The sequence below is a fragment of the Pseudomonas sp. BIGb0278 genome (genome assembly GCF_024809895.1).
GTDB classification, from domain to species: Bacteria; Pseudomonadota; Gammaproteobacteria; order Pseudomonadales; family Pseudomonadaceae; genus Aquipseudomonas; species Aquipseudomonas shirazensis.
Map to the genome: position 1 here is coordinate 225,345 of NZ_JANUEL010000008.1, position 14,468 is coordinate 239,812.

Consider the following 14,468-nt stretch of genomic DNA (forward strand, 5'->3'; position numbering starts at 1 on the left):
GAAAATTGATAAGTTACTGATTTATATTGGTTTTATGGCCTTTTAAAAGTTGGCACAGCCCCTGCAATAGTCTATTCATCTGACGCCAACTGACTCGGCGCAGACCTTTCGACAACAGGAGTGACCCGTATGAAGAAGTTCGCTATTGCTGCCGCTACTGCTACCGCTCTGACTCTGACCATGGCTAACGCTGCTTTCGCTCAGCAAGCCGTTCAGGCTCCAGTTATGCTGGCTGCCAACACTGTCGACAGCGCCAAGCAAGATGGCTCCGATACCTGGATCACCACCAAGGTCAAAGCTGATCTGCTGACCGAGAAAGGCATCCCAGGCGGCGATATCAAAGTCGAAACCAATCAAGGCGTAGTTTCGCTGTCGTCCGATGTGAAAGTCACCGATTCGCAAAAAGAGCGTGCAGTAGCAATCACCAAGGCTATCAAAGGCGTTAAAGACGTCTCGGCTGCTGGTCTGAAAGCCGAATAAGGATTGCTGCGCAGGCCAGATGGATCTGGCCAACGCATAACGAAAAGCCCCGGCACATGCCGGGGCTTTTTCGTTGTTGCGCTCAATGCAGACGCTTATTCAGCATCCAGGTGCATCGGCGTGATCACGCGCCCATCCGATTCGGCCTGGCCCAGCGTGGTATCGATGAAGTACACCCGGTCATCCGCCAACTTGCCTTTGTCGACCAGGTAATCCTTGATATTACCGGCCCGCGCCTGGCCCAACTGGCGCAGCAGCGCAGCGCTCTCGGCCCAGGACTTGATCACCGCCTCACGCAGCTTGGCGCTACGCTCCTCACGCCCCAGCTGCTGCCATTCAGCAGGCGGCTGTTGTTTCAGGCGGGTGCGGTAGATGCCTTCGAGCATCGCCGGCTTGTCGTCAGCATCCACCACCAGCATCGACGCATTGGCCGGTACCTTGTCGCCGCGGCGCTGCAGGATCTTGTACCAGATCGACTGATACTCACGCTCCAGGCGCTGCTCGGCGATCAACGGGCCATCGCTGGTCTGGGCGCTGGTGCCTTCGATCTCCAGGCGCAATTCAGGGCGTTCGTTGAGCGCGGTCGCCAGTTTGTCCAGGGCCGCTTGGGCATCGCCGCTGAGGTCGCTGGAGCCGGCGCTGAACGCGACCGTACCCAGGTCCTGCGAGCTGCCGCCGGAGACCAGCCCGCCAATGAACTTGAACGGCGCCTGGGCGGCACGCAGGACCAGATTGCGCAGGGTTTGCCAAACGATCGGCATGACGCTGAACTGCGGGTTGTTGAGGTCGCCGGTCACCGGCAGCTCGATCGAAATGGTGCCGTCGGTGTCCTTGAGCAGCGCCACCGCCAGGCGGATCGGCAGGTCGACGGCGTCGGGGCTGTCGACCTTCTCACCCAGTTGCAGTTGCTCGATCACCAGCTTGTTTTCTGCCTTGAGCTGGCCATTGGTGATCAGGTAGTGCACGTCCAGGTTGAGCCGGCCCTTGCGAATGCGAAAGCCGGCAAACTTGCCTGAGTAGGGCGTCAGTGTGGTCAGCTCGACGCGTTTGAAGCTGGTGGCGATGTCCAGGCTGGCCATCGGGTTGAACGGGTTGAGCGCGCCCTTGATGGTGACCGGTGCATAGCGGTCGACCTTGCCCTTGATATCGACCTTGGCCGGCGCTGGCTGGCGGTTGTCGATGGTGCCGACCTGGCCATTGAGCTGCTGCACGGCTGTGGCGAAGTTTGGCGTCAGGGTCAGGTCGGCAAAGTTGGCCGAGCCGTCGTTGATGTCGATCTTGCCGATACGAATGCCCATTGGCTTGCTGTTGCTGGGAGTCACCGGCTTTTCTGCGGTGCTTTTGGTAGCGCCGGCTGGCTGCGGAATCAGCAGGTCATCAACGTTGGTGGTGCGGTCTTCGTTGATGATGAAACGCGCATATGGCTGCAGCAGCTTGACTTGGTCGATGGTCAGCGCATCGCCGTGCACGTATGACAACCCATTGAGGTCGAGCTGCTGCCATTTGACGAAGTCGCGGTCCTTGATCGTGTCGAGGGTATGCAACTGGTTGACGGTGGCGGTACCGGTGACGGTAAAGGCCAGCGGCGCCGTATTTTGCAGATCGACCTTGAGCTCGCTGGCGAGCATGCCGCTGCGCAGTTCAAGCTGAATGAACGGGCTGATGTAGGCCTGGGCGATGCGCAGGTCGATGTCGCGGGTGCTGAAATCGAGCTTGGCGGTGACCGGCGCCAGGTTGACCTGGCCGGAGGCTTGCAGTTTGCCTTGCTTGCCGACGGCGGTATCCAGTTTGAGGGTAAACGGCGACTTGTTGAGGCTGTCATAGCCCTGCATGTCGAGGTTGAGCGGGCCGACATCCAGGGTGACCGGTTCTTTCTGGCTGCGGTCTGCCAGGTGAATCATGTAATCGCGCGCTTGAACGTCCTTGAGCAGTACTTGCCACGGCTTGCTCGGCGCGGCGGCTGCTTTTTCCTGCGCTGTCGGCTCGGCCGCGGCAGGTTCGGCTTTCTCCTTGGGGGTAGCTTTGGCTGGCTGGCTGGCGAACAGCTTCTGCCAGTCGAGCTGGCCGTCCTGTTCCAAGGCGGCCCAGGTTTCCAGCTTGCTGCTGCGGACCTTGCCTACGGTGACCAGTTGCTTGGCCAGATCGATCGAGGTTTCGCTGACTTCGAGACTGGCCAGCCGCGCCAGTTGCCTGCCGTCCGGTGCCTTGATGGCGAACGGCGCGATGCGTACCTGAGTATTGTCGAGCAGCAGCTCGGTCTGTTTCGACAGGTTGAGCGTGTAGTGGGTATCGAGGCTGATCACGCCTTCTTCCAGCACCAGCGGCACCGCGTCACGTACGTAAGGCCAGAACGCCTTCATGTTGCCGTCGGTGATTTTCAGGGTGCCTTGCGAGCTGATCGGCGCCAGGCCGAGTGTGCCTTTCCAGTCGATCCGCCCACCGGCGGGGCCGACGGCGACCAAGGTCATGTCGGCGCTGTCGTCGGGCAGGGTGCTGAGGTTCTTGAGCTCGAAATTCATCGAGTCGTAAAGAAACTCAATCGGCTCGCTCGGGCGCAGGTCCTGGAAGTGCAGGTAGCCTTCCGTGAGCTTGATGCTGCCGATACGCAGCGGGAACGGGTCGCTGGCTGGCTCGTCTGGCTTGGCTTCGCTGGGCGGCAGTTTGAACAGCTGAGTCAGGTTGAGGCTGCCGTTTTTGCCGAAGAGGATTTCGTTGCGCGGTTTGTCCAGCTCCACTGCATCCAGGTGCAGGGCGCCGCTCCACAGGCTGTCCAGCGACAGGTTGGCGTACAAACGCTCAAAACCCAGTTGCTCTTTGCCCGGCTCGCCGACCTGCAAACCCCACAGGGTCAGCTCTAGGCTGAACGGGTTGAATTCGATGCGTTGCAGCTGCGCCGGCACCGTCGCGTATTGGGCCAGCTGTTGATTGGCAATGCGTAGGCCAATGCCTGGAAGGATGAAGAAGCCGAGCAGGCTGTACAAGGCCACGAGGGCCAGCATGGCGCCGAGGGCGCGAGTCAATCCTTTGGGCATGTGCAGCATCGTCTGTCCGAGCGGGAGTGCTTGGAGTATGGCACGTTAAATCGGTTCCGCAGAATCAGCCGAATGACCTTATTCGATGCCCATTCGCCGCCGCGCGCGGTGCGCCGAGCTGTCGCGCATGGCCCAGCGCAGGACTGGCGCGGTGCGCTCGATACCTACCCGGATCAAGCGCCGGCTCAGTGGCCCTTGTTGCAGCTCAAGCATATCCCGGCCCCAGCCTGGTAACAGTTCGATGCCCGCCCGCAGCATCAGCTTGCCCACGGGGGCTGCCAGGCGGCTTGGCGCCGGTGCCTTGAGCAGGATATCGATCACCTCCAGGCTGCGCGCATCGCAGCGCAACTGCGGACGCATGCGTTGCAGGTAGGCCTCGATTTGCGCACAGGAGCGTGGCACGTCGCGCGCGCCGAGGCGCTCGGCGATCAGGGCGATTTCGTTGTAGTACGCGTCCTGATCAGCCTGCGCGAGATGCGGGTTGAGGTAACGCAGGTGGGCGGCCATGAAACTGCTGACTTCGGCAACGTGCACCCAGGTCAGCAGGTCCGGGTCACTGGCGGCATAAGGCCGGCCATCGGCGGCGGTGCCGACGACTTTGAGGTGGATGGTGCGTACCTTGTCGATCAACCAGTTGGCGTCGCGGGTCGAGCCGAAGGTGGTGCCGGAGATGAATTGGCTGGTGCGGCGCAGGCGCCCGAGCAGGTCTTCGCGAAAGTTGGAGTGATCCCACACCCCGGCCAGGGCCAGCGGGTGCAGCAGTTGCAGCATCAAGGCACTGATACCGCCGACCAGCATGCTCGGGAAATCGCCGTGCACCTGCCAGCTGACGCTGTCGGGGCCAAACAGGCCGGGGTCACCCTTGGGTGACTCCAGGTCAAGCTGGCCGAGGGCCAGGCCTGTCAGGCTCATGACCTGGGTTTCGATACGACGGCGTAAGGCTTCCATGGCGACCTGCAATGCGCGGCAGCCCGCCATGGGCTACCTCTGGCTATTGGTTGAGGCGAGTATCGATCAAGCCCTGCACGACGCTGGCATCGGCCAGGGTCGAGGTGTCACCCAGCGAGTCCAGCTCGTTGCAGGCGATCTTGCGCAGTATACGCCGCATGATCTTGCCCGAGCGCGTCTTGGGCAGGGCCGGTGCCCACTGGATCATCTCCGGTTTGGCGAAGCTGCCGATCTCCTTGCTGACCAACGCCAGCAGTTCAGCCTTGAGGACGTCGTCTGCGCTCACGCCATTCATCGGCGTGACGAAGGCATAGATACCCTGGCCCTTGAGGTCGTGCGGATAGCCGACCACGGCCGCCTCCGCGATGCCGTCGTGCAGCACCAGCGCGCTTTCCACTTCTGCCGTACCGATCCGGTGGCCGGAGACGTTGATCACATCATCGACTCGCCCGGTGATCCAGTAGTCGCCATCGGCGTCGCGGCGGGCGCCGTCGCCAGTGAAGTAATAGCCGGCGAAAGGCTTGAAGTAGGTGTCGACCATGCGTTGCTGGTCGCCGTAGACGCTGCGGATCTGCGCCGGCCAGCTGGCTTTGATTGCCAGCAGGCCCGAACCTGGCCCGTCGATCACTGCGCCTTTGTCATCGAGTAGTACCGGTTGCACGCCAAACATCGGCTGGGTGGCGCAACCCGGTTTGATCTGCCCATTGCCCGGCAGCGGGCTGAGCATGATGCCGCCGGTTTCGGTCTGCCACCAGGTGTCGACGATCGGGCAGCGTTCTTTGCCGACCTGATGGAAGTACCACTCCCAGGCTTCCGGGTTGATCGGCTCGCCGACACTGCCGAGCAGGCGCAGGCTTTCCCGCGAGGTGTCCTGCAAGGGACCTGGGCCTTCGCGCATCAGGGCGCGCAGGGCGGTAGGGGCGGTGTAGAAGATATTCACCTGATGCTTGTCGATGACCTGCCAGAAACGCGAGCTGTCGGGGTAGTTGGGCACGCCTTCGAACATCAGCGAGATCGCCCCGTTGGCCAGCGGGCCATAGACGATATAGCTGTGGCCGGTGACCCAGCCGACATCGGCGGTGCACCAGAACACTTCGCCGTCGCGGTAATCGAATACCACCTTGAAGGTCATCGCGGCCTGCAGCAGATAGCCGCCGGTGGTGTGCAGCACGCCTTTGGGTTTGCCGGTGCTGCCGGAGGTATACAGGATGAACAGCGGGTCTTCGGCATCCATCGGCTCGGGTGGGCAGTCGTCACCGGCAAGCTCGGTGGCGGTGTGGTACCAGAGGTCGCGCTGGTTGTCCCAGGCCACTTCACCACCGGTGCGGCGCACCACGAATACGCTGCTGACGGCCGGGCAGCTGGCCAGGGCCTTGTCGACGTTCTGCTTGAGCGGTACACGTTTGCCGCCCCGCACGCCTTCATCAGCGGTAATCACCGTGCGGCAGTCGGCATCCAGGATGCGGTCGCGCAGGGCGTCGGGCGAGAAGCCACCAAATACCACCGAGTGGATCGCGCCGATGCGGCTGCAGGCAAGCATGGCGTAAGCCGCCTCAGGGATCATCGGCATGTAGATGCACACCCGATCGCCCTTGCTCACCCCGCGCGCCTTCAGTGCGTTGGCCAGGCGGCAGACCTGGCGGTGCAGCTCGCGGTAGCTGATGGCCTGCGAATCCTTGGGGTCGTCGCCTTCCCAGAGCAGCGCGGTCTGCTCACCCCGTTTGGCCAGGTGGCGGTCGATGCAGTTGTAGCTGACGTTGAGCTTGCCGCCGGCGAACCATTTGGCATCGCCGCTGGCAAGGTCGGCCTGTTGCACGCTGCTCCAGGGCTTGATCCAGTCCAGCCGCTTGGCTTGCTCGGCCCAGAAGCTGTCCGGGTCATCGATCGACTGTCGATAGAGGCGTTGATAGTCGTCGGCGCTGAGCTCGGCGGCCTGGCTGACGGCGAGGGCGGTGGGGTACTTGCTGAGATCGAACATGGCGGGTGGTCCTGCTCTTGTCGTGGCAAGGGACTGCACCTCACCGCGGCGCGCAAGGCAGGATGAAGTGCAACGGCTATTCGATGGACAGTGTAGTCGGCGCGGGTGTTCCTGCGGGGTTGCCGGCGCAATGCAAAGCGCGGGGCCAGCTTGCCCCCTGCAGTACCGCTCAATCGAACGCTACTGCAGGAGACAAGCTGGCCCCGCGCCGGGGCTTGCAGCAGGGCTTGATCAGCCGCGGTGACGACCGCGGAAGTAATTGATCAGGCCTTGGGTGGAGCCGTCTTCAGCGGCTTCTTCCTGAGCGCCGACCAGGCGTTGGTACACGCCTTTGCCGAGCTCTTTGCCCAGCTCGACGCCCCATTGGTCAAAGGCATTGATGCCCCAGATCACGCTCTGCACGAACACCTTGTGCTCATACATCGCCACCAGCGCGCCGAGGCGACGCGGGCTGATCCGCTCGACCACCAGGGTGTTGCTCGGGCGGTTGCCAGGGATGACCTTGTGCGGCGCCAGCTTGGCCACGTCGGCTTCGTTCAGGCCCTTGCCACGCAGCTCGGCCTCGGCTTCTTCGCGGGTCTTGCCGAGCATCAGTGCCTGGCTCTGCGACAGGCAGTTGGCGTACAGCCACTGGTGATGGTCGGCCACCGGGTTGAAGCTCACCACCGGCACGATAAAGTCGGCCGGGATCAGTTGGGTGCCCTGGTGCAGCAACTGGTGATAGGCGTGCTGGCCGTTGCAGCCAACGCCGCCCCAGATCACCGGGCCGGTCGCGGTTGGCGCCGGGCTGCCATCCTGCAGCACGCTCTTGCCGTTGGACTCCATGTCCAACTGCTGCAGGTGCTTGGTGATGTTGCGCAGGTAATGGTCGTACGGCAGGATCGCGTGGCTGCGCGCATCCCAGAAGTTGCCGTACCAGACGCCAAGCAGGGCCAGCAGCACCGGCATGTTCTGCTCGAACGGCGCGGTCTGGAAGTGCTGGTCCATGGTGTAGGCGCCCGACAGCAGCTCCTTGAAGTTGGCCGTGCCGATGGCCAGCGCAATTGGCAAACCAATCGCCGACCACAGTGAGTAACGCCCGCCAACCCAGTCCCACATCGGGAAGATGTTTTCTTCGCGGATACCGAACGCGACGGCTGCGGCCTTGTTGCTCGAGACCGCGATGAAGTGACGGTACAGCTCGGCTTCGGAGCCACCCTGGGCCAGGTACCAGGTGCGGGCGGCCATGGCGTTCTTCAGGGTTTCGAGGGTGTTGAACGACTTCGACGAAACGATGAACAGGGTCGTCTCGGCCGCAAGCTTGGCCGACAGCTCGTGGAATTCGCTGCCGTCGATATTGGCCAGGTAGTGGCAGCGCACGCCGCGCTGGGCGTACGGCAGCAAGGCTTCGGAAACCAACTCAGGGCCGAGGAACGAGCCGCCGATGCCGATGTTGACCACGTCGGTGATCGGTTTTTCGCTGTAGCCGCGCCACAGCCCGTCATGAATGCGGCCGACCAGCTCGGTGATCTGGTTGAGTACCTTGTGCACTTCGGGCATCACGTTGACGCCGTTGACGCTGAGTTTGTCGCCAACCGGGCGGCGCAGGGCGGTGTGCAGTACCGGGCGGCCTTCGGAGGCGTTGATGATCTCGCCGCTGAACATCGACTTGATGGCTGCTGCCAGGTCGACGTCGGTGGCCAGGTTGACCAGCAGCTTGCGGGTCTCATCGTTGATCAGGTTTTTCGAGTAATCGAGAAACAGCCCGCAGCTGCTCAGGGAGAACTGATCGAAGCGTTGCGGATTGGCCGCGAAGGCGTCGCGCATGCTGAAATCCTGCATGGCGTCGCGGTGTTGTTGCAGCGCCTGCCAGGCTGGCAGCGTCGTCACATCATGGGGGGTACGGTAATACGCCATTGCGAAGGGTTTCCTTGATGCATGATCTGGCCTTGGACAACTGGCAGCCGCTGGCAGTTGCAGGCAGTTGATCATTATAGGCATGGCTGGCGCGGGGGGAATGGGGTCGGGCGGGGATAATTTGGGGCCGCGTGGCGGCCCCGGGTTGCAATCAGGCGGTGGGCTCGTCCAGATGCAGGTACAAGTTGTCGATCAGGCGTGTGGTGCCCAGGTACGCTGCGGCAATTACCACCACGTCGCGGTCATCGGCCATGGCCGGGCGCAGGGTCAGAGCGTGGCGCACTTCCAGATAGTCCGGGCGAAAGCCTGCCGCCAGCAGTTGGGCCTGACCGGCCACGATCAGCTCGGCAAAGTCGCGCTGGCCATGGCGGATGGCGTCGGCCATCACGCTCAGCTCGCGGTACAGCGCCGGCGCTGCAGCGCGTTGCTCGGGCGTCAGGTAGCCGTTGCGCGAGGACAGCGCCAGGCCATCGTCGGCGCGTACGGTCGGCTCGCCGATGATCTGGATCGGCATGTTCAGGTCGCGCACCATGGCGCGGATCACCGCCAGTTGCTGGTAGTCCTTTTCGCCGAACACGGCCAGGTCGGGCTGGACCATATTGAACAGCTTGCTGACGACCGTGGCCACGCCTTCGAAATGCCCCGGGCGGCTGGCGCCACACAGGCCTTCGGACAGTTGCGGCACGCTGACCCGGGTCTGCACTGTGGTGCCGTCGGGGTACATTTCATCCACGGTCGGCGCGAACAGCAAATGACAGCCTGCCTCGAGCAGGCGCTCCTGGTCAGCGGCAAGGGTGCGCGGGTAGCTGTCGAGGTCCTCGCCGGCGCCAAACTGCAGCGGGTTGACGAAGATGCTCGCCACGACGAAGTCGGCGCGCTGGGTGGCTTTGGTCACCAGGGCGACGTGGCCGCTGTGCAGGTTGCCCATGGTCGGGACAAAGGCGATGCGCTTGCCTTCGCTGCGGGCGCGGGCCACGGCTGCGCGCAGTTCACGGACGCTCTTGACGGTATTCATGCGCTGAACCCGTGTTCTGCAGCCGGGAAGCTGACGTCTTTGACCGCCGCCACGTAAGCACTCAGGGCGCCTTGGATATCGGCCTGGCCGAGCATGAAGTTCTTGACGAACTTGGGCATGCGCCCGGTCAGCGACAGGCCGAGCATGTCGTGCAGCACCAGCACCTGGCCGTCGGTGGCGTTACCGGCACCGATGCCGATCACCGGAATGGCCACGGCCTGGGTGATCTCCGCAGCCAGCTCGCTGGGCACGCATTCGAGCAGTAGCATGGCCGCACCGGCTTGCTCCAGAGCAATCGCGTCGGCGCGCATCTGCCGCGCCTGGGCTTCCTGCCGGCCCTGCACCTTGTAACCGCCGAGCACGTTGACCGTCTGCGGGGTCAGGCCCATGTGGGCGCACACCGGCACGCCACGTTCGGCCAGCAGGCGAATGGTCTCGCTCAGCCAGGCCGCGCCTTCGAGCTTGATCATGTGCGCGCCGGCCTGCATCAGGCTGGCGCAGTTGGCGAAGGCCTGCTCAGGCGTGGCGTGGGCCATGAACGGCAGATCGGCGAGGATCAGTGCGCCGTCGTTGCCGCGTTTGACGCAGGCCGTGTGGTAGGCCATTTCTGCAGTGGTCACCGGCAGCGTGCTGTCATGCCCTTGCAGGACCATTCCCAGCGAGTCACCCACCAGCAACACGTCGACCCCGGCCTGGCTGGCAGCCTTGGCGAAGGTGGCGTCATAGCAGGTCAGCATGGCGATTTTCTCACCCTTGGCTTTGAGGCCATGCAGGGTGGTCAGGGTTACTTCAGGCATGTAGAAAGTCCTCGTTCAGGCGCTGTGCAATCGACCTGGGTACAACCTTGCGCAGGTGCGATGCGGAGCGGCACATCATCGTTCGTGATGTTCAGACCCGCCCGGGCCCAAATAGGTTAAGTGTGGCGCGTCGAGGCCACGGGATGCCTATAGTCGTGAGCGAGGGGAGGGAAGTCAATCACCCTGTTACCGCATTGTTACGGCAAGGGTGTTACTGGCGTTACCGCCGTCAAGATCGCCCGAATTAAAGGCGTTCGAGGCCGCTGAACGGGCAGGCGGCGAGCATTTGCGCAAGGCTGCGACCATCGGCGAGGACGAAGTCGGCAGGCACCAGCTCAGCCAGCGGGTAGAGCACGAACGGGCGCGCGTGCATATGGTAGTGCGGTACTTTCAGGCGTGGGCTGTCGAGCACCTGCTGGCCAAACAGCAGCACATCCAGGTCGAGGGTGCGTGGGCCCCAGCGTTCCTGACGCACGCGCCCTTGATCGTTCTCGATCGCCTGCAGCGCATCGAGCAGCTGCAGCGGCTCGAGCGTGGTGTCGAGCGCGGCTACGGCATTGGTGTAGCGCGGCTGGCCGGGCAGCAGCGAGTCGCTGGCGTAGAAGCCGGAAACCGCTGCCAGGCGCGTGCCCTCGGCCTTATCCAAGGCATCGAGGGCGCTGCGCAGTTGCTCGGCAGGTTCGGCCAGGTTGCTGCCCAGGCCGATGTACACGCGCACGCTCATGCTTAGTCGAACGCTTCGTCAGCGCTGCGCTTGCGTTTGGTGCCGCTGCGTTTGCGTTTGCGTGGCGCGGCGCCGCTGCCGTCATCACGGCTGCCCAGCTCGGCGATCATGGCCCGGCGTTCGCTGTCGTTGGCGTCCTGGTAGTCGGTCCACCACTGGCCCAGCTCTTCGGTTTCCTCGCCGGCGCTCTCGCGCAGCAGCAGGAAGTCGTAGCCAGCGCGGAAGCGCGGGTTGTCCAGGAGCATGTCGGCGCGTTTGCCGCTGCGCCGTGGCAGGCGCTCCTGCATGTCCCAGATCTCGCGGATCGGCAGGGTGAAGCGCTTGGGGATTGCAATGCGCTGGCACTGTTCGGCGATCAGGTCGTGGGCGGCCTGGTTCATTGCCGGGATCGGCGGTACGCCTTGGCTCTGCAGGTACAGTGCACGGCCCGGCAGGGCCGGCCAGAGCATGGCCGCGAAGAGGAACGCCGGCGTTACCGGTTTGCCCTGCTTGACGCGCAGGTCGGTGTTCATCAAGGCGTTACTGATCAGCGTGTGGGTGTAGCTTGGGCGCTCTTCCAGGGCGTGGCTGCTGCCTGGGAACAACGGTTCAAACAGATGCAGGTCAACCAGCATTTCGAAGGCGATGGCGCCGTGGCCGGAGAGGAAAAGCTTGAGGCATTCCTCGAACAGCCGTGCTGGCGGGATATCGCGCAGCATCGGTGCCAGCTCGCGGATCGGCTGCACCGTGTGCTTTTCGATGCCGAAGTTGAGCTTGGCCGCAAAGCGCACCGCGCGCAGCATGCGCACCGGGTCTTCCTGGTAACGATGGACCGGGTCGCCAATCAGGCGCAGCAGGCGGTTACGCACATCGGGCATGCCGTTGGCGTAGTCGAGGATGCGCTCGCTGACCGGGTCGTAGTACAGCGCATTGACCGTGAAGTCGCGGCGCTGGGCGTCGTCTTCGAGGGTGCCGTAGACGTTGTCGCGCAAAATACGACCGCTGGCATTATGCGACGAACGGTGGCTGTCGCCCTCGTCTTCATCGCTGTGGTGGGCACGGAAAGTGGCCACTTCGATGATTTCACGGCCGAAATGCACGTGAACCAGCTTGAAGCGGCGGCCAATGATTCGCGCATTGCGAAACTCGGCACGGACCTGTTCAGGCGTGGCGCTGGTGGCGACATCGAAGTCTTTGGGCGTGATGCCCAGGAGCATGTCACGCACACAGCCGCCAACCAGGTAAGCCTGGTATCCGGCAGCCTGCAGGCGATCGACAATGCCCACCGCATGGCGGCTGAACTGGCTGCGCTGCAGCGAGTGCTGGCTCTTGTTGATCACTTCAGGCGTGGTGCGCCTGTGGTGTTGACCACTAACGGGAGGACGGAACGACTGGAACAACTTCTTCAGCATGGGATGCACTGTTTGAAGGAATGTTCGGCCAAGGGATAGAGAATGGCCGCATGATGGGCGGGGATTCTAGCATTTACTTCGGGGATGGTGTAGGCGGTATGCCACGGGTGCTTGCGCGGGAGGCGGAAACGACAAGGGGAGCCTAAGCTCCCCAAGAAGTCGTTGCGTGCTCTTATTGTTTTTCTGCTGGGCTTCTTGTTTTTGTTGAGTGCCCTGCCCACAAAGCGCGAAACTTGTGGACGACCCCCAAACCGGGGGTAAAGAGCAAACGGATTGCTTTGGCCGCTGAGGTGATGCTGATCTGTCGATCCAACCAGTGTAGGCGCTGCTTTAGTGCAGTTTTTGTTGTTCTCTGCCTGGTCGTGGGGCAAGCCCCAAACACAACTCCTCTCCAAAAGAATCAGTTAGCTGCGCCTCCGCCGTCTTGTTTTTATTGTGCGTGAGCCGTTTCGTCTTGTTCTTATTCTGAGTTGCAATGCTTGTTATTGTTCTTGTACCAAAGATATAGCAGGTGCCGTGCCAACTTTTGAAAACCCAGCAAATACGGGGGGTTTCCGGGTTTTGCTCAGGTCGAGAGCGGAGCAAATGTAGAAATTTCGTTACCGTACGCCTCGGTGGCTGTTACGGCAGGCGGGGATGGGTAACAGATTTTTGCAGGCGCGCTGGGGTGTTACCTGCACAAACGCAAACGGGGCAAGCCCTCTGCCACGGTAACCCCGTGGTAGACGGCTTGCCCCGTTATTGGGCACCGATCAGTTGTCGCTGGTGGCGTTGCTCTTGCGCCGTGGGATGCCCAGGCGCTGGCGCCGCTCCCACAGGCATTTACGGCTGACGCCGAGCTTGCGCGCCAGTTCGGTCTCGGTCATGTGGTCCTGATGCTCGAGCACGAAGTGCTGGAAGTAGTCTTCCAGCGACAGATCCTCGGTCGGCTCGTGGCTGGCGTTACCGGCACTGACGCTGCCCAGGGCGGACATGCCGTCAAGCAGGTCATCGTCGTCCAGGTCACTCAGCTCGATGTCGATGCCCAGCAGCTCGGCGGAAATTTCCGGGCTCTCGCTGAGGATCACCGAGCGCTCGACCGCGTTTTCCAACTCGCGCACGTTACCCGGCCAGCTGTAATGACGAATCGCCTGCTCGGCCTCGCTGGAGAAGTGCAGGTCATCGCGACCGATACGTGCGCTCTGGCGGGCGAGGAAGGCGCTGGCGATTTCGTTGACGTCACTGCCGCGCTCGCGCAAGGCCGGCAGCTTGAGGGCGATCACGTGCAGGCGGTAATAAAGGTCTTCGCGGAATTGGCCGACCTTGGCCAGGTTTTTCAGGTCACGGTGGGTCGCAGCGATCAGGCGCACGTCGACCTTTTGCGATTGCACCGCGCCAACCCGGCGGATCTCGCCTTCCTGCAGCACGCGCAACAGGCGCGCCTGGGCTTCGAGTGGCAGCTCGCCGATTTCATCGAGGAACAGCGTGCCGCCGTCAGCTGCTTCGACCAAACCGGCACGCCCGGCGCTGGCGCCGGTGAACGCGCCTTTTTCGTGGCCGAACAGTTCCGACTCGATCAAGGTTTCAGGGATGGCTGCGCAGTTGACCGAAATCATCGGCGCCTTGGCCCGTCGCGACAGATTGTGCAGTGCGCGTGCGACCAGCTCTTTGCCAGTACCCGACTCACCCTGGATCAACACATTGGAGTCGGTCGGTGCCACTTTGCGGATCTTGCTGTAGAGGTCCTGCATCGGCGCGCAGGTGCCAATGATGCCGATCTCGCCATTGGCAGCATTGTGGCTGCCCTTGTCGGCAACAGCCGGTTTGCCGTTGCTGCGCGGCTCGAGGCTGCTGGTGGCGGCCGCCGGGGCGTTCTGGCGATCACGCAGAATGCGCGCAACTGCCTGCAGCATCTCGTCGTGGTCGAACGGCTTGGCGATGTAATCGACCGCGCCCATTTTCATCGAGTCCACCGCCGAGCGCAGGCTGGCGTAGCTGGTCATGATCAGCACCGGGATGCCCTGGCCTAGCTTGATCAGCTCGGTACCGGGGGCGCCAGGCAGGCGCAGGTCGCTGACGATCAGGTCAAATGTGGCAATGCTGAAGCGTTCCTGGGCTTCCTGCACCGAGCCCGCTTCGCTGACCTGGTACTGGTTGCGTTCAAGCAGACGACGCAAGGCCGAGCGGATGATGGTTTCGTCTTCGACGATCAGAATATGCGGCATTGA

The 14,468-nt window shown here is 62.8% G+C and carries 10 protein-coding genes; 1 reads left to right on the top strand and 9 read right to left on the bottom strand.

Annotated elements, in window-relative coordinates:
• Positions 1 to 129: 129 nt before the first annotated feature.
• Positions 130 to 480 carry a BON domain-containing protein gene (locus tag M2396_RS22815; protein ID WP_101322150.1) on the top strand — a complete coding sequence of 117 codons (351 nt, stop codon included), beginning with the start codon at positions 130 to 132 and terminating at the stop codon, positions 478 to 480.
• Positions 481 to 575: 95 nt separating this feature from the next.
• Here the strand turns inward: M2396_RS22815 and M2396_RS22820 are convergent, their stop codons facing one another.
• The 9 genes from M2396_RS22820 to M2396_RS22860 form a co-directional block, all read right to left on the bottom strand.
• Positions 576 to 3,512, bottom strand: coding sequence for a DUF748 domain-containing protein (locus M2396_RS22820; RefSeq protein ID WP_259078868.1), 2,937 nt, complete (start codon positions 3,510 to 3,512; stop codon positions 576 to 578).
• A 78-nt stretch (positions 3,513 to 3,590) separates the two neighbouring features.
• On the bottom strand, positions 3,591 to 4,460 hold the full coding sequence (locus M2396_RS22825; RefSeq protein ID WP_259078891.1) for an oxygenase MpaB family protein: 870 nt from the start codon (positions 4,458 to 4,460) through the stop codon (positions 3,591 to 3,593).
• A 43-nt stretch (positions 4,461 to 4,503) separates the two neighbouring features.
• Positions 4,504 to 6,438, bottom strand: coding sequence for an acetate--CoA ligase (acs, locus tag M2396_RS22830; RefSeq protein ID WP_259078870.1), 1,935 nt, complete (start codon positions 6,436 to 6,438; stop codon positions 4,504 to 4,506).
• A gap of 231 nt (positions 6,439 to 6,669) precedes the next feature.
• A complete protein-coding gene (gene pgi / locus M2396_RS22835) occupies positions 6,670 to 8,334 on the bottom strand; it encodes a glucose-6-phosphate isomerase (protein ID WP_150571325.1) in 1,665 nt (554 codons plus the stop codon).
• A gap of 151 nt (positions 8,335 to 8,485) precedes the next feature.
• Positions 8,486 to 9,349, bottom strand: coding sequence for a pantoate--beta-alanine ligase (gene panC / locus M2396_RS22840; protein WP_101322147.1), 864 nt, complete (start codon positions 9,347 to 9,349; stop codon positions 8,486 to 8,488).
• On the bottom strand, positions 9,346 to 10,146 hold the full coding sequence (gene panB, locus M2396_RS22845; RefSeq protein ID WP_101322146.1) for a 3-methyl-2-oxobutanoate hydroxymethyltransferase: 801 nt from the start codon (positions 10,144 to 10,146) through the stop codon (positions 9,346 to 9,348). The genes panC and panB overlap by 4 nt, the downstream gene beginning before the upstream one ends.
• A 244-nt stretch (positions 10,147 to 10,390) precedes the next feature.
• Complete coding sequence (gene folK / locus M2396_RS22850) at positions 10,391 to 10,870, bottom strand: 2-amino-4-hydroxy-6-hydroxymethyldihydropteridine diphosphokinase (protein ID WP_150571326.1); 480 nt, start codon at positions 10,868 to 10,870, stop codon at positions 10,391 to 10,393.
• Between the two features lie 2 nt (positions 10,871 to 10,872).
• Positions 10,873 to 12,261: a polynucleotide adenylyltransferase PcnB gene (locus M2396_RS22855; protein ID WP_101322144.1), complete on the bottom strand. Its 1,389-nt coding sequence runs from the start codon at positions 12,259 to 12,261 to the stop codon at positions 10,873 to 10,875.
• Positions 12,262 to 13,013: 752 nt separating this feature from the next.
• Positions 13,014 to 14,465 (bottom strand): sigma-54 dependent transcriptional regulator, encoded by a 1,452-nt coding sequence (locus tag M2396_RS22860; RefSeq protein ID WP_101322142.1) that lies wholly within the window; start codon positions 14,463 to 14,465, stop codon positions 13,014 to 13,016.
• Between the last annotated feature and the right edge of the window lie 3 nt (positions 14,466 to 14,468).